The sequence below is a fragment of the Xanthomonas sp. MLO165 genome (assembly GCF_018831305.1).
Classification (GTDB): domain Bacteria; phylum Pseudomonadota; class Gammaproteobacteria; order Xanthomonadales; family Xanthomonadaceae; genus Xanthomonas; species Xanthomonas arboricola.
This window is the reverse complement of record NZ_CP029263.1, coordinates 24,201-43,348: the sequence shown is the minus strand read 5'-3', so window position 1 is coordinate 43,348 and position 19,148 is coordinate 24,201. Positions and strand designations below refer to the sequence as shown.

The 19,148-nt window shown below is 66.1% G+C and carries 10 protein-coding genes and 1 pseudogene; 8 read left to right on the top strand and 3 right to left on the bottom strand.

Features of this window, described 5'->3' with window-relative positions:
- The first annotated feature begins 159 nt into the window (after positions 1 to 159).
- The 3 genes from gltB to DGN21_RS00155 all read left to right on the top strand — a co-directional run bounded on the left by gltB (position 160) and on the right by DGN21_RS00155 (position 8,054).
- Positions 160 to 4,632 (top strand): glutamate synthase large subunit, encoded by a 4,473-nt coding sequence (gltB, locus tag DGN21_RS00165; RefSeq protein WP_126966819.1) that lies wholly within the window; start codon positions 160 to 162, stop codon positions 4,630 to 4,632.
- Positions 4,633 to 4,808: 176 nt separating this feature from the next.
- Positions 4,809 to 6,290 carry an FAD-dependent oxidoreductase gene (locus DGN21_RS00160; RefSeq protein WP_160955044.1) on the top strand — a complete coding sequence of 494 codons (1,482 nt, stop codon included), beginning with the start codon at positions 4,809 to 4,811 and terminating at the stop codon, positions 6,288 to 6,290.
- Between the two features lie 678 nt (positions 6,291 to 6,968).
- A complete protein-coding gene (locus DGN21_RS00155) occupies positions 6,969 to 8,054 on the top strand; it encodes an acyltransferase (protein WP_126966818.1) in 1,086 nt (361 codons plus the stop codon).
- A gap of 188 nt (positions 8,055 to 8,242) precedes the next feature.
- On the opposite strand, the gene DGN21_RS00150 is transcribed toward DGN21_RS00155, so the two are convergent.
- Positions 8,243 to 9,301, bottom strand: coding sequence for an NAD(P)-dependent alcohol dehydrogenase (locus DGN21_RS00150; protein ID WP_016901586.1), 1,059 nt, complete (start codon positions 9,299 to 9,301; stop codon positions 8,243 to 8,245).
- 308 nt (positions 9,302 to 9,609) lie between these two features.
- On the opposite strand from DGN21_RS00150, the gene DGN21_RS00145 reads away from it, so the two are divergent.
- The 4 genes from DGN21_RS00145 to DGN21_RS00130 all read left to right on the top strand — a co-directional run bounded on the left by DGN21_RS00145 (position 9,610) and on the right by DGN21_RS00130 (position 14,834).
- Positions 9,610 to 10,683 (top strand): glycoside hydrolase family 5 protein, encoded by a 1,074-nt coding sequence (locus tag DGN21_RS00145; RefSeq protein ID WP_126966817.1) that lies wholly within the window; start codon positions 9,610 to 9,612, stop codon positions 10,681 to 10,683.
- Positions 10,684 to 11,482: 799 nt separating this feature from the next.
- Positions 11,483 to 12,472, top strand: a complete 990-nt coding sequence (locus DGN21_RS00140; protein WP_184428999.1) for a glycoside hydrolase family 5 protein — start codon at positions 11,483 to 11,485, stop codon at positions 12,470 to 12,472.
- A gap of 513 nt (positions 12,473 to 12,985) precedes the next feature.
- Positions 12,986 to 14,047: a glycoside hydrolase family 5 protein gene (locus tag DGN21_RS00135; RefSeq protein WP_160955046.1), complete on the top strand. Its 1,062-nt coding sequence runs from the start codon at positions 12,986 to 12,988 to the stop codon at positions 14,045 to 14,047.
- Between the two features lie 337 nt (positions 14,048 to 14,384).
- Positions 14,385 to 14,834, top strand: a complete 450-nt coding sequence (locus DGN21_RS00130; protein WP_160955047.1) for a PepSY domain-containing protein — start codon at positions 14,385 to 14,387, stop codon at positions 14,832 to 14,834.
- A 427-nt stretch (positions 14,835 to 15,261) separates the two neighbouring features.
- Here DGN21_RS00130 and DGN21_RS00125 read toward each other — a convergent pair.
- Together DGN21_RS00125 and DGN21_RS00120 are read right to left on the bottom strand one after the other, a co-directional pair.
- Positions 15,262 to 16,992, bottom strand: a pseudogene (locus DGN21_RS00125) (M28 family metallopeptidase); the annotation flags it as partial.
- A gap of 60 nt (positions 16,993 to 17,052) precedes the next feature.
- Positions 17,053 to 17,709, bottom strand: coding sequence for a hypothetical protein (locus tag DGN21_RS00120; protein ID WP_104544113.1), 657 nt, complete (start codon positions 17,707 to 17,709; stop codon positions 17,053 to 17,055).
- A gap of 97 nt (positions 17,710 to 17,806) precedes the next feature.
- On the opposite strand from DGN21_RS00120, the gene DGN21_RS00115 reads away from it, so the two are divergent.
- Entirely contained in the window at positions 17,807 to 19,105 is a 1,299-nt protein-coding gene (locus DGN21_RS00115; RefSeq protein WP_184428928.1) for a peptidoglycan DD-metalloendopeptidase family protein, read from the top strand.
- Positions 19,106 to 19,148 lie beyond the last annotated feature (43 nt).

The following is a 19,148-nucleotide window of genomic DNA, read 5'->3' as shown; positions in this document are numbered from 1 at the left end:
GCACAAGGCCTTGCGGCCGCCCTCGTTGCAGCTGTAACGGTGTATTGCGGCACCGCATCAACTGTGGTCTAGTCGATCATCCGGTGACCTCTTCGAAACGCTCCACGGATCGAGCGCTGCAACGTCGTCGCCGCTCTCCCAGATCGCAAAGAGGCAGACATGGCCCCCCGCACTCGCCAAGGGCTCAACGACCACGGTCTCTACAACAGCGCGCGCGATGAGCGCGACGCCTGTGGTTTTGGCATGGTCGCCCAGTTGGACGACCAACCTTCCCGCTCGCTGGTGGACACCGCAATTGCGGCGCTCTCGCGCATGACCCACCGCGGCGGCGTGGCGGCCGACGGCCTCACCGGCGATGGCTGCGGCCTGCTGATCCGCAAGCCCGATGCGTTCCTCCGCGGGCTGGCGCGCGATGCCGGCATCGCCCTGGGCACGCGTTACGCGGCCGGTGTGGTGTTCCTGCCGCTGGACGAAGCCGATGCCGCACGCTGTCGCACCGAACTGGAAACCCAGTTGCACAGCGCCGGCGTGCAGTTCCGCGGCTGGCGCGTGGTGCCCACCGACGACAGCGTCTGCGGCCAGCTGGCACGCGACACCTTGCCGCGCATCGAACAGGTATTCGTCGATGCCGGCGCCGAGCAGAGCGAAGATGGCTTCACCCTGGCGCTGTTCCTGGCGCGCCGCCGCGCCGAGCAGGCGCTGCGCGAGGTGGAAAACTTCTACGTCACCACGCTCTCGCCCAACGGCATCAGCTACAAGGGCATGGTGCTGCCGGACAAGCTGAGCACGTTCTACCCGGACCTACAGCGCAGCGACCTGTCCTCCAGCGCGATCGTCTTTCACCAGCGCTTTTCCACCAACACGCTGCCGCGCTGGCCGCTGGCGCATCCGTTCCGCCTGCTCGCCCACAACGGCGAGATCAACACCATCGAAGGCAACCGCCGCTGGGCGCAGGCGCGCAGCAAGGTGTGGCAGACCCCGCGTTTCGACATCGCCGAGTTCGACCCGGTGATCTCCATGCACGGCTCGGACTCGCAGAGCCTGGACAACATGCTCGAGCTGCTGATCGCCGGTGGCATGGACCTGCTGCAGGCGCTGCGCATCCTGGTGCCGCCGGCGACCCAGTCGCTGGAGTTCAAGGACGCCGACCTGGCTGCGTTCTACGAGTTCTACGGCCTCAATACTGAGCCGTGGGACGGCCCGGCCGGCATCGTCGCCTGCGACGGCCGCTATGCCGCCTGCATGCTCGACCGCAACGGCCTGCGCCCGGCGCGCTGGATGCTGACCTCCGACCGCCATTTCCTGGTGGCCTCCGAGGCCGGCGTGTGGGAGCTGCCCGCCGAACGCATCACCCGCAAGGGCAAGCTGGGCCCGGGCGAGATGATGGCGATCGACCTCAAGCGCGGCGATCTGCTGGACTCGGACGCCATCGACCGCATCAACCGCGCGCGCGCGCCGTACAAGCAATGGCTGCAGCAGGGCGTGACCTATCTGCAGACCGAACTGATCGACCCTTCGCTGGTGGAAGAACCCTTCAGCGAGCAGACCCTGCGCAGCTACCACAAGCTGTTCCAGCTCAGCACCGAGGAAGTGGAGCAGATCCTGCGCCCGCTGGCCGAGACCGAGCAGGAAGCCACCGGCTCGATGGGCGACGACACCCCGATGGCGGTGCTCAGCCGCCAGACCCGGCCGTTGTACGACTACTTCCGCCAGGCCTTCGCGCAGGTCACCAACCCGCCGATCGACCCGCTGCGCGAAGGCATCGCGATGTCGCTCACCACCCAGCTCGGCAAGGAGACCAACATCTTCCACGCCGGTGCGGAGACGGTGAACCACGTCATCCTCAACTCGCCGGTGCTCAGCCAGCGCAAGCTGCGCCAGTTGCTGAAGATGGAGCAGTACGTCGAGCGCAACCGCCTGATCGACCTGTCCTACAGCGTGGAGGAAGGCCTCAAGGCCGGCCTGGAACGCATCTGCCAGGACGTGGAGGCGGCCGCGCGCGAGGGCGCGGTGATGCTGCTGCTGTCCGACCGCTACCCGGTCCCGGACCGGCCGATGGCGCATGCGCTGCTGGCCACCGGCGCGGTGCACCACCACCTGTGCAAGGTGGGCCTGCGCTGCGACGTCAACCTGATCATCGAAACCGGCACCGCGCGCGATGCGCACCACATGGCCTGCCTGCTCGGCTTCGGCGCCACCGCGGTGTATCCGTACCTGGCCTACCAGACGCTGTTCGACCTGGGCCGGCGCGGCATCCTGCAGCTGAGCAAGGGCGGCGAGCAGTCGCAGATCGGCCGCCGCTACCGCAAGGGCATCTACAAGGGCCTGTCCAAGATCATCTCCAAGATGGGCATCTGCACCATCGCCAGCTACCGCGGCGCGCAGTTGTTCGAGATCGTCGGGCTGGACCCGGACGTGGTGGAGCTTTGCTTTGCCGAGACGCCCGCACGCATCGGCGGCGTGGGCCTGTCACGGCTGGATACCGAGGCGCGCGAGCTCACCGCACGCGCCTGGAACGACCAGCTCAAGCCGGAAGTGGGCGGCCTGCTCAAGTACGTGCACGGCGGCGAGTACCACATGTACAACCCCGACGTGGTCATGACGCTGCAGCGCGCCACCCGCACCGGCGATGCCGGCGACTGGCAGAAGTACGTCGATGCGGTGCATGCGCGCCCGGCCTCCACGCTGCGCGATCTGGTCCAGCTCAAGCGCGCCGACACCCCGACCCCGCTGGACGAGGTGGCCCCGGCCGAAGATGTGTTGCGTCGCTTCGACACCGCCGCGATCAGCCTGGGCGCGTTGTCGCCCGAAGCGCACGAGGCGCTGGCCATCGCGATGAACCGCCTGGGCGGGCGCAGTAACTCGGGCGAAGGCGGCGAAGACCCGGCGCGCTATGGCACCGAGAAGCGCTCCAAGATCAAGCAGGTGGCCTCCGGCCGCTTCGGCGTGACCCCGGAATACCTGGTCAACGCCGAAGTGCTGCAGATCAAGGTCGCCCAGGGCGCCAAGCCCGGCGAAGGCGGCCAGCTGCCCGGCCACAAGGTCAACGAGCTGATCGCGCGGCTGCGCTACGCCAAGCCCGGCATCGGTCTGATCAGCCCGCCGCCGCACCACGACATCTATTCGATCGAGGATCTGGCCCAGCTGATCTACGACCTCAAGCAGGTCAACCCGACCGCGCTGGTGTCGGTGAAGCTGGTGGCCCATGCCGGCGTCGGCACCATTGCCGCCGGCGTGGTCAAGGCGGGCGCCGACCTGATCACCGTGTCCGGCCACGACGGCGGCACCGGCGCCAGCCCGGTCAGCTCGATCCGCTATGCCGGCGTGCCGTGGGAACTGGGCGTGGCCGAGTCGCACCAGGCGCTGGTGGCCAACGACCTGCGCGAGCGCACCATCCTGCAGACCGACGGCGGCCTGAAGACCGGCCTGGACGTGGTCAAGGCCGCGTTGCTGGGCGCCGACAGCTTCGGCTTCGGCACCGCGCCGATGATCGTGCTGGGCTGCAAGTACCTGCGCATCTGCCACCTCAACAACTGCGCCACCGGCGTGGCCACCCAGGACGAGCGCCTGCGCGCGAACTACTTCACCGGCCTGCCGGAGCGCGTGGAGCATTTCTTCCGCCTGCTGGCCGAAGAGGTGCGCCAGTGGCTGTCCTACCTGGGCGTGCGTTCGCTGGACGACATCGTCGGCCGCACCGACCTGCTCGAACAGCTGGAGGTCTCGCCGCGTGCCGGGGTCAAGGTCGATCTCTCGCGCCTGCTCACGCATGCGCAGTACGACGGCAGCCATTGCGCGGCCCAGCGCCTGTACGAATCGCCCGACAGCCTGGCCACGCAGATGGACGGCCTGCTCGCCGATGCGATCGCCAACAAGCGCGGCGGCGACCACCGTTTCCTGATCCACAACACCGACCGCTCGATCGGCGCGCGCCTGTCCGGCGCCATCGCGCGCGTGCACGGCAACCACGGCATGAGCGATGCGCCGTTGAATCTGCGCTTCCGCGGCACCGCCGGGCAGAGCTTCGGCGCGTTCAACGCCGGTGGCCTGCAGCTGGAGCTGGAAGGCGAAGCCAACGACTACGTCGGCAAGGGCATGGCCGGCGGCCGGCTGGTGGTGCGCCCGCCGCGCGGGGCGCGCTTCGAGGCGCGCAGCACGCCGATCGTGGGCAACACCTGCCTGTACGGCGCCACCGGCGGCGAGCTGTTCGCCGCTGGCCGCGCCGGCGAGCGCTTTGCGGTGCGCAACTCCGGCGCGCTGGCGGTGGTGGAAGGTGCCGGCGACCACTGCTGCGAGTACATGACCGACGGCGTGGTGCTGGTGCTGGGCAAGGTCGGCCTGAACTTCGGCGCCGGTTTCACCGGCGGGCTGGCCTACGTGCTGGATATCGAACGCGACTTCGTGGACCGCTACAACCACGAGCTGATCGACATCCACCGCGTCTCCGCCGAGGGCTTCGAGAACCATCGCCAGCACCTACACACCCTGATCAGCCGCCACCGCGAGCTGACCGGCAGCATCTGGGCGCAGCAGATCCTGGACGAGTTCCGCGACTACATCGGCAAGTTCTGGCTGGTCAAACCCAAGGCCGCCAGCATCGAGTCGCTGACAGAGTCGCTCAGGCGTGCCGCCTGAGTGACGGGATTGGTGAATCGGGATTGGGGATTCGCTCAAGCTATGCGAATCCCGATTCCCGAATCTCCACTCCCGGCCTTCCAGCGTCGTGATTGTTTGTTCGAGATTCGCACCGCGTCCGCCCCCCGTCGCCCGCTGTTGCGAATCCCCAATCCCAACTCCCGAATCCCAGCCCTATGAGCCGCAAGCAAGCCTTCCAATTCCTCGACCTGCCCCGGACCATGCCCACGCGCATTCCGGTGGAGCTGCGTACGTCCGGTGACTGGGGCGAGCTGTACGGCAAGTTCGACAAGGCCGACGCGCAGTACCAGTCCGGCCGTTGCCTGGACTGCGGCAACCCGTACTGCAGCTGGAAATGCCCGGTGCACAACGCAATCCCGCAGTGGCTGCAGCTGGTGCAGGAAAACCGCATCGAAGAAGCCGCCGCACTGTGCCACTCCACCAATCCGCTGCCGGAAGTGTGCGGGCGGGTGTGTCCGCAGGACCGCCTGTGCGAAGGCAGCTGCACGCTGGAGGAATTCGGCGCGGTCACCATCGGCGCGGTGGAAAAATACATTGTCGATACCGCCTTCAAGATGGGCTGGCGCCCGGACCTGGGCAACGTGCAGCCGAGCGGCTGGCGGGTGGCGGTGATCGGCGCAGGCCCGGCCGGCCTGTCCTGCGCGGACCGTCTGGTGCGTGCCGGCATCGAGGCGGTGGTCTACGACCGCTACGAGCAGATCGGCGGGCTGCTGCAGTTCGGCATTCCCAGCTTCAAGCTGGACAAGTCGGTGATCGGCAAGCGCCGCGAGATCCTCGAAGGCATGGGCGTGCAGTTCCGCCTGGGCGTGGAAGTGGGCCGCGACGTCAGCATCGAGCAGTTGCTGGGCGAGTTCGATGCGGTGTTCCTGGGCACCGGTGCCTACCGCTACACCGATGGCGGGCTGCCCGGGCAGGACCTGAAGAACGTGCTGCCGGCATTGCCGTTCCTGGTGCAGAACAGCCGCATCGTCAGCGGCAATGACCCGCACGGCCGGCCGATCGCCGGCTGGGAAGACCAGATGGCGCTGCCCGATCTCAACGGCAAGCGCGTGGTGGTGCTCGGCGGCGGCGACACCGGCATGGACTGCGTGCGCAGCGCCATCCGCCTGGGTGCGGCCAAGGTCACCTGCGCCTACCGCCGCGACGAGGCCAGCATGCCGGGCTCTGCACGCGAGGTCGCCAACGCGCGTGAGGAAGGCGTGCGCTTTTTGTTCAACCGTCAGCCGCTGTCGATCGAATCCGGCGCCGACGACGAAGCGATCGGCGTGACCGTGGTGGAAACCCGGCTCGGCGAGCCAGATGCCAGCGGGCGGCGCAACGCGGTGCCGGTGGAAGGCAGCGAATCGCTGCTGGAAGCGGACGTGGTGATCATCGCCTTCGGCTTCTCGCCGACCCTGCCCGACTGGCTGGCAGCGCAGGGCGTGGAAGCCGGCAGCAACGGCCGCATCGTCGCACCGGCCGACGACAACGGCCGCCTGCCCTACCAGACCAGCAACCCGCGCCTGTTCGCCGGCGGCGACTGCGTGCGCGGCGCCGACCTGGTGGTCACCGCGGTGGCCGAAGGCCGCGATGCGGCCAGCAGCATCGTGCAGCTGCTGGGCGTCAAGGCGCAGGTCAAGGAACCGGCCGCCGCCTGAGTGCCGACCAGTGCGTGGGCTCGGCGCCCACCGCTGGTTACCGGCTCGCGTGCGGGCAGCCCGCACGCTGCGTTGGCGGCCAGGCCGCATGACGCTGCTCGATGCAGCGCATCCACCGCGACCCACCGTGCGGAAGACGCTCCTGTAGGCGACCAGACTCTCGCCTGACTCATGCCCCAGGGTTCCACCTGCTTGCCACGCAGGCCACACGCCTCGTGGCGCAACGCCGATATCGCATCCGCAAGGTCGTGGCTTGTCCGACCCGCAGCGCGCGAGGCCACACGCACGCCTCCTCCGCGATCGGCATCTAGCTGACACACGGCGCACCGGACGGGAGTGCCAGCAAACGCAAGCGCCCAGCCGCCATGCAGCCTTTCGCACACACGCTTGAGCCTGCCATCGGCATGCGCCCGGGCCCGCATCGATCTGCAGCCTCGACGATTGCACCCACTATAGAAGTGTGATTTAAGTCACATATCTGCTGTCGCCCCCTAACGCGATGCTGCCGACTCACCAGCGACGCGCAGGACGCCCTGCTCCGAACCGGATGTGCTCGGCAATGACGGCAGTCGGTCCCATCCCGGTGCGCGATACCGCCGCCGCGGACTCCAGACCTCATTCATCTGTCGCCGCGCCCCGCGGCGGCGAAGCCGTGGGCCCCACCAAGGAAGCAACCTCATGACACAGCAACTCACTACCGGCCAATACGGACGCGACGACTGGGTGGACTGGCTCCGCGGTGCCAGCGTGTTGATGGTGATCGTGCTGCACGCCTACGGCTTTGCCTTCGATGCCTACCCGGAACTGCGCGGCGGCGCTGCTGAAGAAAGCAGCGCACTGATGCTGTCGATCGAGCGCCTCAACCGCTCGTTGGCGCCGCTGCGTATGCAGCTGATGTTCCTGCTCTCGGGCCTGTTCGTGGCGCGTGGGCTGGACAAGGGCATCGCGCCCTACCTCGGCGGCAAGCTGCGGCACGTGCTGTATCCCTACCTGCTCTGGTCGGTGCTGATCTTCGCCCTGCGCGAGGCCGGCTCGGTGCTGGCCAAGGCCGAACCCATCGCCTGGGTGGACCTGGGCAAGATCGCAGTGGGCAACGTGGCACTGACCTGGTTCCTGTTCTACCTGTTCGTGTTTCTGGTGCTGATGCCCTTGCTGCGCCGGCTGCCGGCGCCGTTGGTCCTGGCCGCGACCGTGCTGGGCTCGGTTTGCCTGGGTCCGCTGCTGCGTCAGGGTGCCGATCCGTTCTATTACTTTGCGTTCTTCTACATCGGCACGCTGCTGGCCGGCCGGGTGCCGGCACTGCTGCGGCAGGCACCGCGCTGGATCTGGCCGCTGTCGTGCCTGAGCCTGTGCGCCATCGTGCTGATCGCCAATCTCACCGCGCTGCACAGCATCTGGATCGGCTACCTGCCGCTGGTGCTGGTCGCGCTGCCGCTGCTGATCACCGCGGCGATGTGGGCGAACCGGCAACCGGCCGCGCAGGCAATCCGTTATGTGGGCCGCAACTCGGTGGTGTTCTACCTGAGCCACTTTCCGCCGTTCATTGTGCTGGCCTACCTGCTGCCGCGCTGGATCGACGAGGGGACGGTGCTGTTTTTCGCCTTATTGAGTGTCGGCGTGCTGGGGCCGGCGGTGCTGTGCCTGCTGCGCGCACCGGGCCGCCTGCCCGCGCTGAACCTGCTGTTCTCCGCACCGCTGCCGGTGCGTCGCCCACGCAGCTTGCCTGTCGCCGGCAAGCTGCACGCCTCGCCGGTGTCCGCATAGCCGCAGTCCTTGCCGGCAGTGCCGCCCAGCGGCGCTGCCGATCCGGCTGATACGGCTGATGTCGTGCGGTCATACGACCACACACCGCCGTCCTAACCCGGGTGATGCATTCCATGCCGCATCACCTGGGCCGACCGTAGCGCCGGCAACCGACCTGCAGCCCTGTGGCAGGGCTGCAAGCCAGGCGATCAGGCCGCCTTGTCCAGCGTGGCCATGTCGATCACGAAGCGGTACTTCACGTCGCTCTTGAGCATGCGCTCGTAGGCCTCGTTGATCTGGTCGGCGCGGATGGTTTCGATGTCCGAGACGATGTTGTGCTTGGCGCAGAAATCCAGCATTTCCTGGGTCTGGCGGATGCCGCCGATCAACGAACCGGCCAGGGTGCGGCGCTTCATCACCAGATTGAACACGCTCGGCGAAGGATGCGATTCCTCGGGCACGCCCACCAGCACCATCGCACCGTCGCGCTTGAGCGCATTGAGGAACGGGTCCAGGTTGTGCGGCGCGGCCACGGTGTTGAGGATGAAATCCAGCGTGTTGGCCTGCGCGGCCATCTGCGCCTCGTCCTTGGACACCACTACTTCGCTGGCGCCCAGGCGCAGCGCATCGGCGCGCTTGCTCTCGGAGGTGGTGAACAGCACCACGGTGGCGCCCATCGCCTTGGCGATCTTCACCGCCATGTGGCCCAGGCCGCCCAGACCGACCACGCCCACCTTCTGACCGGGACCGACCTTCCAGTGCGCCAGCGGCGAATACGTGGTGATGCCGGCGCACAGCAATGGCGCCACTGCGGCCAGGTTGTCGCTGTGCGAGATGCGCAGCACGTATTTCTGGTCGACCACGATGTGGTCCGAGTAACCACCGTAGGTGTTCTCGCCGCCACCAAACATCGGGCCGTTATAGGTGCCGGTGAAGCCCTGCTCGCAATACTGTTCTTCGCCTTCCTGACAGGACGCGCAGCTGCGGCAGCTGTCAACCATGCAGCCGACGCCGGCCAGATCGCCAACCTTGAAGCCGGTGACCGCATCGCCGACCGCAGTGACGCGGCCAACGATCTCGTGGCCGGGCACCGACGGGTAGCGCGTGTTGTGCCATTCGTTGCGTGCGGTGTGCAGGTCCGAGTGACACACGCCGCAATAGGCGATATCGATCTGCACATCGTTGGGGCCGGGCGCACGCCGTTCGAACACGAACGGTGCAAGCGGCTGATCGGCAGTTTGGGCGGCGTACGCGTGGGCTTGGCTCATGGGGGAGACTCCAGATGTGACGTCCCCCGCGACAGTGCGGGAGACTAAAAAAGGGTGGCGCTAGCTTAAGACAGGCGCCTGTCGCACTCCTGCGACAGTGCGTCTTGCCTGGCGGGTTGCGGACGCGACCGCAGCGGCATGGTGCGCCCTGCAGGTGTTTGCGCGCGATCAAATCGGCGTTCGCCGGCGTGAATGGCGCGCTAACGCCGGAGCTTCTACGCTGACCAACCACCATCCTGCGCTGCACCATCCCTGCTGGCCGTGCCCTCCCCCTGCGGCCGCCTACGTCGATGCCGAAGGAGGCTTCCATGTTCCGCTCTCCCCCCAACCTCCCATCCTTGCGCAGTGCCGCACTCGCACTGACCTTGTTGGCCGCACTGCCGCTGGCGCACGCCAAGGAGCCTGCGCGCCCCGGAAAGGAATCCAGCGGCCTGAAGTATGTCGGCGTCAATCTGTCCGGCGCCGAGTTCAACTCACGCAAGAAGCCCGGCACGCTGTTCAAGGACTACACCTACCCGGCCGCGTCGGATTTCAGTTATTTCGCCGGTAAGGGCATGAACACGATTCGCCTGCCGTTCCTGTGGGAACGCCTGCAGCCACAGCTCAATGGCGATCTGGATCCGGCGCAACTGGCGCTGCTGAAGAAATCGGTGGATGCGGCCAAGGCCAACAAGCAGTACCTGATCCTGGATGTGCACAACTACGCCAAGTACAACGGCAAGCGCATCGGCAGCAGCGAGGTGCCCACCGGCGCGGTGGCGGATCTGTGGCGCCGGCTGGCGCTCGAATTCAAGGACGACAAGTCGGTGATCTTCGGGCTGATGAATGAGCCCAACGGCATTTCCGCCACCGATTGGGCGAGTGCGGCGCAAGGCGCGATCAACGCGATCCGCAAGACCGGCGCCAGGAACCTGATCCTGGTGCCGGGTACCGCCTACAGCGGCGCGCACAGCTGGCGCAGCTCCAACTATGGCGTCTCCAATGCCAAGGCGCTGGAAATCCTCAAGGACCCGGGCAATAACCTGGCCTTCGAAGCGCACCAATATCTGGACAACGACTACAGCGGCACCAAGCCGGTGTGCACCAGCGCCACGGTCGGCGAGGAAAAGCTGCGCGGCTTCACCGCATGGCTGCGCGAGAACAAGCAGAAGGGCTTTCTGGGCGAATTCGGCACCGCCAACAATCCGGTCTGCGACCAGGCGCTGGAAGGCATGCTGACCTACATGGAAAAGAACAGCGACGTGTGGCTGGGCTGGACCTGGTGGGCCGCTGGTGCCTGGTGGAAGCCGGAGTATTTCTTCACCGTGCAGCCGGGCAAGGACGGCAGCGACAAGCCGCAGATGTCGATTCTGAGCAAGTATGCCCGCCGCGCGACCAAGTAAGCCGCGCGGTCCGCTCGATCACGGTGGTCGCAGCGGTTGCTGCGGCCACCGTTTTTTTTGCGCGCCATCCGCCCTGTCCTGCCACGCGTCACCGATGACATCCACCAGCGATTGCAGACCGCGCGCTGCATCCATCTCAGCCGCAATCCGATCTTCTTATTGCAGCAGGTGCACTGGCTGCCCGCTGCCGAAAGCATGACGCCGCCCACACCTAGTGCGCGGTGCACATGGCAAGTGCCGAGGTTGCGCGACCGCACCAGGTGACTTTTGCATGTGCGTGCGCATTGATCGCGCAGCAGCGCGGTGGCGATTGCAGGTGCTGCGCCGCGCCGCGCGTTGCGTTTCGATGATGCCCGCGCAATGCGGCGTACGTCGCAATTGCGATGCGCACCACTGCCAGGCGCACGGCGCCATCGACCTGCCGCGTTGTGATCGCACCATGGCCGTCCAGCGATGCGGGAGGCGGCGTATTTCCGCAGCGATTCGGCGCAGATTGCAATCGGCATGCAATGCGCGTGACCGTGCGGTGTCGCCTTACCACAACAAAGCGTGCGCATGTTTGGCAATAAACGCGAAGTCGCTCACAGCTCCAATTAAGTGATAGCTCGCATTCGTAGTTTGAATGTCTCGATGCGCTTAGGGTGAAACGCGATGCAGTGTCGTCATGCACGTGGCAGGTCCACGCCAGGGCAATGCATCTCCCCCGCGAATGCTTCAGGAGTCACCCATGCTGCCCTCCCCCACGCCGACGCGCCGGCTGTCCAGCCGTGCGTTGTCATTGCTGCTGCTTGTCATGGCGCTGCTTGCAGGTGTGCCATTCGCACAGGCACAGAACCGCCTGAAGTACGCAGGCGTCAATCTTTCCGGTGCCGAAATCAAATCCTCGCAAAAGCCCGGGGTGCTCAACGTCGACTATCTGTATCCGGCCGCCAGCGATTACCGCTACTTCGCCGGCAAACACATGAACATCGTCCGGCTGCCCATCCTGTGGGAGCGCCTGCAACCCAAGGCCGGCGGCGAGCTGGATGCGGCGCAGCTGGCACTGATCCGCCAGGCCGTGGCCAACGCGAAGGCGGCCAAGGTGTACCTGATCCTGGATATCCACAACTACGCCCGGTATTACGGCAACAAGATCGGCAGCGCGCGCGTGCCGATCAGCACCTTCAACGATCTGTGGCGACGCCTGGCGATCGCCTTCAAGAACGACAACAGCGTGATCTTCGGGCTGATGAACGAGCCTTACGACATCAACCCGCAGTCCTGGGCCAACGCCGCGCAGGCATCGATCGACACCATCCGCAAGACCGGTGCCAACAATCTGATCCTGGTGCCCGGCGCGCTATGGAGTGGCGCGCACAGCTGGTACTCCACCGTTGCCGGCCAGTCCAACGCGGTGGCGCTGGCCTCCATTCGCGACCCGCTCAATCGCTACGCCATCGAAGTGCATCAGTACCTGGATACGGACTCCAGCGGCACCAGTGCCGGCTGCGTCAGCAGCACCGCCGGTGCCGAACGCCTGCGCAGTTTCACCGAATGGCTGCGTCTGAATCACAAGCAGGGCTTTCTCGGCGAGTTCGGTACCGGCAACAACGCCACCTGCAATAGCGCACTCAACGGCATGCTGGGCTATCTGGAAACCAACCGCGACGTATGGGTGGGCTGGACCTGGTGGGCCGCCGGCGCGTGGTGGAACCGCAGCTACCCCTTCAACGTGCAGCCCGATGCGCAGGGCCGCGACAAGCCGCAGATGTCGATCCTGAGCGCGCGCGCAAAACGCATCACCCAGTAGTCGGAGCAAGCAGCGTGCGATGGGCAACCGTCGCACGCTGCGCAGCAAGCACCCAGCTCACGCATGTACACCCGGTATATGCCGATGCCCGGCAACAGCCGTGCCCAGTCGCGGTGAGCACAGTCGTCACGCAGCAAAACGCCAGCACTCAGCAAGCGCTCTAGCGCTCGCTGCGTGTGCGTGCGCTACAGCAGTGCAGCGTCGGTGATCCGGCGCCGCGCCGTTGACGGCGAGCGTATCCATCCGCCGATTTTTCGACAGCGCCATGCATGCGATGGCGGTGTCGACAAGCGTGCGCGACCGCTTTTCAGCGCGGCGCGTCACAGCGTGCTGTTCCAGAACGTGACCCTTGCGGTAAGTGACTGCGACCCAGCCTACACATTTAATTCACATTCGATGTGGTGAGCGTTTAGGCACGGCAGATGCATTGGTTACGACAGGTGTGGCGCACCTCGCGCAGATCGCACGCAAACCGCTGCGACACACCATCCCCGTCGTCGAAGGAGTTGTTTCATGTCTGCTGTCTCTCAAACGCTGCGCACCGTTTTCCGCTGCACCCTGCTCTGCATTCTGTTCGGCACATTCGCACCCGTCTACGCACAAACACGCGCACTGACGTATGCCGGCGTCAATTTATCCGGCGCCGAATTCGCATCGTCCAAAAAACCCGGCGTCCTCAATAAGGATTATATGTATGCCTCGGCCAGCGATTACACCTATTTCGCCGGCGTCGGCATGAACACGATCCGCCTGCCGGTGCTGTGGGAACGTCTGCAGCCCAGTGCACGCGGTGAACTGGATCCGACCCAACTGGCCCTGGTGCAGCAAGCCGTGGCACGCGCCAAGGCATCGGGCATGTATCTGGTGCTGGACATCCACAATTACGGCAAATACTACGGTTACAAGATCGGTGGCGACGAAGTGCCGATCGCCACATTCGCCGATTTGTGGCGCCGCCTTGCGCTGGCATTTCCCAGTGACAACGCGGTGATCTTCGGGCTGATGAATGAGCCCAATGGCGTCTCGGCCAGCGCCTGGGCTGCCACTGCACAGGCAGGCATCAATGCGATTCGTGCCACCGGTGCGAACAACCTGATTCTGGTGCCGGGCGCATTATGGACCGGTGCGCACAGCTGGTATTCGCCCACCAACGACGGCTATTCCAACGCAACCGCATTGGTTTCGATCTACGATCCGCTCGATCGCTACGCGTTCGAAGTGCATCAATACCTGGATGCCGATTCCAGCGGCACCACCAATGTCTGCGTCAGTGCCACCATCGGTGTCGAGCGTCTGCGTAGTTTCACCGAGTGGCTGCGCACCAACCACAGGCGCGGGTTTCTGGGCGAATTCGGCACCGCCAATAACCCCGTCTGCAATGAGGCACTGCGCGGCATGCTCCGCTATATCGATGCCAATGCAGATGTCTGGTCGGGCTGGACCTGGTGGGCTGCCGGTTCGTGGTGGAACGTCAGCTATCAGTACAGCGTGCATCCCAACAAGGACGGCACCGACAAGCCGCAGATGTCCATCCTCTCGCCGCAGGCCGTGCGCGCCACACGTGCCATTCCGTAATCTGAGGCAGATGGGTTGAGTCACGCGAGCCGCCGCAAGGCGGCTCGCTTCTTTTGCATCTTCGTACTGGCTGTCTATTGGATGACAGGCCGGGCAGGACGGTTTCGATGTGACACCGTTTACGTCGCTCCCAGCACACTACGCGCCCATTGCGCCGCAATGCCGCAAACCACTGGCTGATGAACGTGCGAACGTGCGTGCGCCATCGGACGCACCCCGGGCGCATCATCACCGAAGCTTGAGCTCACTGAACTCTTGCTGCGGCTTCTAACGGCCATTCACCTGGCAGCGATAAAGCCGCGTCCAGCATGGGCGCACTTCACTGCAGGAGCATCACATGGCACATCGACTGATGAAGACCGCGCTGATCGGCGCACTCGCATTGGCAGCGCAGGGCGCGTTTGCGCAGGCCGCCGCCGACAAGCCGGCCAAGGCGCTGACCGCCCGCGAGGTCACCAGCATGCTGACCGACAAGGGCTATACCAAGGTACACGACGTCAAGTTCGAACATGGCGTGTGGACCGCCGACGCACGCAGCGGCGACGGCAAGGATGTGGATGTCCGTATCGATCCGGTGACCGGCCGCGTGTACGGCGACCAGACCACCTCCAAACTGAGCGAGGCCGATATCCGCGCCGCGCTGTCGACCGGCGGCTATTCCAATGTGCACGATCTCAAGTTCGAAGACGGCTTGTGGAAGGCCGATGCCGAGCAACGCGGTGGGCAGAAGGTCGATCTGCACGTCGACCCGGATGATGGTCACGTGGTTAGCGTGGATAACGATTGACCATCGCATCTCGGGGCGCCGGCGTGCCGACAGGACGGCCGTGCTGATGGCAAGGCATTGCCGTCAGCACGATTGAAGGCATCTCCCAGGCCGGTGGCATCCTCTCTCAGAAGGGCACCGACGAACAGACATACTTCAGTGGGAGGCGGCACGTGATCTGACGCATCGATGCACTGCATCGACACGGATCGTGACCTCGTCCGCAACCGCAACGATCAGGACGAACCAACACAAAGGGCTTCCAACCGGAGGCCCTTTACGTTGATCGCGATACGCGGGCTCGCCGCTGCCGCGCACCTTGCAGGCCGCATCACGACGCCATGCAGTAGCTGCATGACATCGCATGCGGTGCTGGCGTCGTTCAACGCGCCGGCGCCGCCTTCTTGCCCTCGGCAGCTGCGTCTTTTTCGGCGTCAGGCGCGGCTACCGCGGCGCCCGCAGCGGGCTTGCCGGCCATCATGCGATCGCGCGCAGCCTTGAACGGGTTGCCGGCATACCAGTTGGGCCAGCGCTGGCCGGCGGCCACCTCCTTGCCCACGCCATACACCGCCTGCAGGTCTTCGATGGTGCCATCGAGCTTCCAGCTGGCCGCATCGTATTCGTCGCCCGGGGCGTGATAGCGATTGCGCCCATAGTCTTCGGCGGCCGCGCGCCCGGCCGCGGTACCGCCCTCGCGCAGGTCTTCGCCGCCATCGGCATACAGCGCCGGCACACCGGCCTTGGCGAAGTTGAAATGATCCGAGCGGAAATACGAGCCGCTTTGCGGCGTGGCTTCGGCATGCAGGGTGCGGCCCTGCATCGCGGCGATCGGCTTGAGGATGTCTTCCAGCTCCGAACTGCCCATGCCCACCACGGTGACATCGCGTGCGCGCCCGGCCACCGACATCGCATCCAGGTTGATCACCGCCGCGATCTTGTCTAGCGGAAAGCTCGGGTTGGCCACGTAGTACTTGGAACCGAGCAGGCCGGATTCTTCCAGCGTCACCGCAACGAACACCACCGACCGCGCCGGTTTGGGATCCTGATGCGCGAACGCGTCGGCAATCTCGAGAATGCCGGCCACGCCGGTGGCGTTGTCCACCGCGCCGTTATAGATGTTGTCGCCGCTCTCGCCCGGGTGTTTGCCCAGGTGATCCCAGTGCGCCATGTACAGCACCGCTTCGTCGGCATGCGTGGTCCCGGGCAGCACGCCGACCACGTTGCGCGAGGATTTCTCCGCGATCGTGCTCTTCAGGTCCACCGACCAGCTCGCCTTCAACGGCACCGGCTTGAAGCCACGCTTGCTGGCGTCCTTGTAGGCCTGCGCCAGATCCAGCCCGGCATTGGCGAACAGCTGCTTGGCGGTCTCGGCGCTGATCCAGCCCTGTACCGGCAGGCGCGGATCGGGATCGTCCTTGGCCGGCAGGTCGTATTGCGGGCCGGCCCAGGAATTCTTGACCACATCCCAGCCATAGCTGGCGCCCGGGGTGTCGTGCACGATCAGCGCGGCGGCCGCGCCCTTGCGGGCGGCTTCCTCGAACTTGTAGGTCCAGCGGCCGTAGTAAGTCATGCGCTTGCCGTCGAACAGCTTGGCATCGCCGGTATGGAAGCCGGGATCGTTGACGAACATCACCACCGTCTTGCCCTTCCAGTCCTGGCCGGCGTAATCGTTCCACTGCTGTTCGGGCGCATCCACGCCGTAGCCGACGAATACCAGCTCGCTGTTGTCCAGCTTGACCTCGGCCTGGCCGGTGCGGGTGCCGACCACGATGTCGGTGCCGAAGGCCAGGGTGCGGGTCTGCTCGCCGCTGCGCAGGCTGGGTGCAGTGGCCGCATCGGCGGTGGTTTCCACCATCGGCACGTCCTGGAACCAGCTGTCGCCGTTGCCCGGCTGCAGGCCGATGCGCTGCATCTGATCGCGGATATAGGTGACGGTCTTCTCTTCGCCCGGCGTGCCGGGGCCGCGTCCTTCGAATTCGTCCGAGGCCAGCGTCTTGACCAGCTCGGCAAAGTCGTCGCCGGTCAGCTCCGGCGAAAAGGTGTGGCGGCTGACCGGTGCGCTGGCCGCCGTGTCCACCGGCGCCTGTGCGGCGGGCGCGCTTGGTGCGTCGGCGGATTCGCGCTTGCAGCCGGCCAGGGCCAGCGTCGCGGCCAGGCACAACAGGATCTTGCGGGGCATCGGGACTCCTCGTGCGGCGAAGGTCCCCCGATTCTAGGCGCTGGTCCCGTGGTGAGCGCGTCAGTCCTTGGGTGCCACGTCGCTGTCGAAGCTGCGCGCGGTGGCGCCGGTGACGGCACCGATCTTCGCAGTGCGGTGCACGTACAGGCTGACCTCGCGCTCGAACTCCAGCGGGCCATCGACCACCGCATCCGGGCCGATCACCACGCGCGGCTTGCGCGCAGGCTTGAACGAGAAGCTGAAGTTCGGCTTGGTGACCTCGATCCCGCCATGCACATGCGAGCGCACCCCGACGGTAATGTCGCCGTTGACGGTCTCGATGCCCTTGCCGAGCTCGGTTTCCACCAGGCCGATACTGCCGTTGACGGTTTCCACACCGCCGCTGATGCGGCTGCCGCGCTCCACCAGCACGCTGCCGTTGACCGTCTCCAGCCCGCCGGACACCACCACCTTCTGCCCCAGCGTGATCGCGCCATTGACCGTGGAAACATCGCCAGTGCGGGCGTTGTCGCCGATCTGGATACTGCCGTTGACCGTTTCCACGCTCCGGGTCTGCGCGCCGGCGCCGACCTCGATGGAGCCATTGACGGTGTCCAGCCCGCCATAGACCTTGCCGGGCTCGGCGCTGATGCGGCCGTTGACCTTGCTGATGTCCTCGTCGGCCCAGGCGCTTGCGCAGACCAGGGACAATGCCAGAAGAAGATGCTGGGGCTTCATGCTGAACCTTGCGCGGCGGCGGCTGTCTTGGGCGTGGCGGTGATCACACCATGCTTGGCTACAATCGCGCACCTGCCTGAAGTCACTGGACCTTTCGTTGCCCCTGTCGCCCGCCCCGCGCTCGCGCCTGCCGTCCGCCCCCGCCACCGGCCGCTGCCGCGCGTGGCTGGCGGCGACCGTGCTGGCCTGCACGCTGCTGGGCAGCACCGCGGCCGGTGCGCAAAGCCAGCGCGAAACCGAGCGCAAACTGCAGCAGCTGCGCGACGAACTCAAGACCATCAGCGCCGACCGCCGCGAGCTGGAAGGCAAGCGCGGCACTGCCGCCCAGCAACTGCGCCAGGCCGATGAGAAGGTGGCCAGGACCTCGCGCGCGTTGAGCGAGACCGAAACGGCGATGCGCGAGCAGGAACAGCATCTGGGCAAGCTGCAGCAGGAGCGTGCGCAGCTGCAGCGCGGCCTGCAGAACCAGCGCGTGCAGCTGGCTGCGCTATTGCGCGCCGCCGACCAGGTCGGCCGCAACGCGCCGTTGAAGGTGTTGTTGTCGCAGGACACCGTGGGCGATGCCACGCGCATGCTGGCCGATCATCGCTACGTGCAGAACGCGCGTGCACAGCGCATCCAGGCACTGACCACGCAGCTGGATGCGCTGACCAAGGTGGAGCAGGACATCGCCAACCGTCGCCAGGCACTGGATGCGGCGCGTGCGCAGCAAAAGGCGCAGGCCGCATTGCTGCAGAAGGATCGCTCGCAGCAGGCGGCGACGGTCGCGCAGCTGGACGACCGCTACAAACAGCGCGCCGAACGCGAAAAAGCCCTGGGCCAGGACGCCAAATCGCTGGAGCAGCTGCTCGCCAACCTGCGCGCGGCCGCCGCCAAGGCCGAGGCCGAACGGCGTGCCGCCGCCAGACGCGCTGCCGCTGAAGCCGCCGCGCAGGCCAAACGCAGCAAGACCGAGCGCCCCGAGCGTCCCGGCAAGACCCCGCCCAAGGTCATCGCGAGTGCGCCGGCACCCAAGGTCGGCGGCCTGAGCTGGCCGGTGGCGGGCAACCTGCTGGCGCGCTTCAACGCCACCTTGCCCGATGGCCACACCAGCAAGGGCGTGCTGATCGGCGCGCCCAAGGGCAGCACCGTCACCGCGGTGGCCGATGGCACGGTGGTGTTCTCCGACTGGATGACCGGCTACGGCATGATCCTGATCGTGGACCACGGCAACGGCTACATGAGCCTGTACGCGCACAACGACACGCTGTTGCGCGATGCCGGCGCGTCGATCAAGCGCGGCGAAGCGGTGGCCAAGGTCGGCAGCTCGGGCGGGCAGGGCGTGCCGGCGCTGTACTTCGAACTGCGTCGCAACGGGCAGCCGGTGGATCCGTCGAGCTGGTTGCAGCGCCGCTGAGTGGCGCGCACGCCGCGCGCGTGCCGGTGCATGACCGCCGCCA

Bases quoted from the DNA above. Each gene is read 5' to 3' on its own strand.
- DGN21_RS00145 (WP_126966817.1), top strand. From the start codon at position 9,610: ATGTTCCGCTCTCCCCCCAACCTCCCATCCTTGCGCAGTGCCGCACTC.
- DGN21_RS00160 (WP_160955044.1), top strand. From the start codon at position 4,809: ATGAGCCGCAAGCAAGCCTTCCAATTCCTCGACCTGCCCCGGACCATG.
- DGN21_RS00135 (WP_160955046.1), top strand. From the start codon at position 12,986: ATGTCTGCTGTCTCTCAAACGCTGCGCACCGTTTTCCGCTGCACCCTG.
- DGN21_RS00120 (WP_104544113.1), bottom strand. From the start codon at position 17,709: ATGAAGCCCCAGCATCTTCTTCTGGCATTGTCCCTGGTCTGCGCAAGC.
- gltB (WP_126966819.1), top strand. From the start codon at position 160: ATGGCCCCCCGCACTCGCCAAGGGCTCAACGACCACGGTCTCTACAAC.
- DGN21_RS00130 (WP_160955047.1), top strand. From the start codon at position 14,385: ATGGCACATCGACTGATGAAGACCGCGCTGATCGGCGCACTCGCATTG.
- DGN21_RS00155 (WP_126966818.1), top strand. From the start codon at position 6,969: ATGACACAGCAACTCACTACCGGCCAATACGGACGCGACGACTGGGTG.
- DGN21_RS00150 (WP_016901586.1), bottom strand. From the start codon at position 9,301: ATGAGCCAAGCCCACGCGTACGCCGCCCAAACTGCCGATCAGCCGCTT.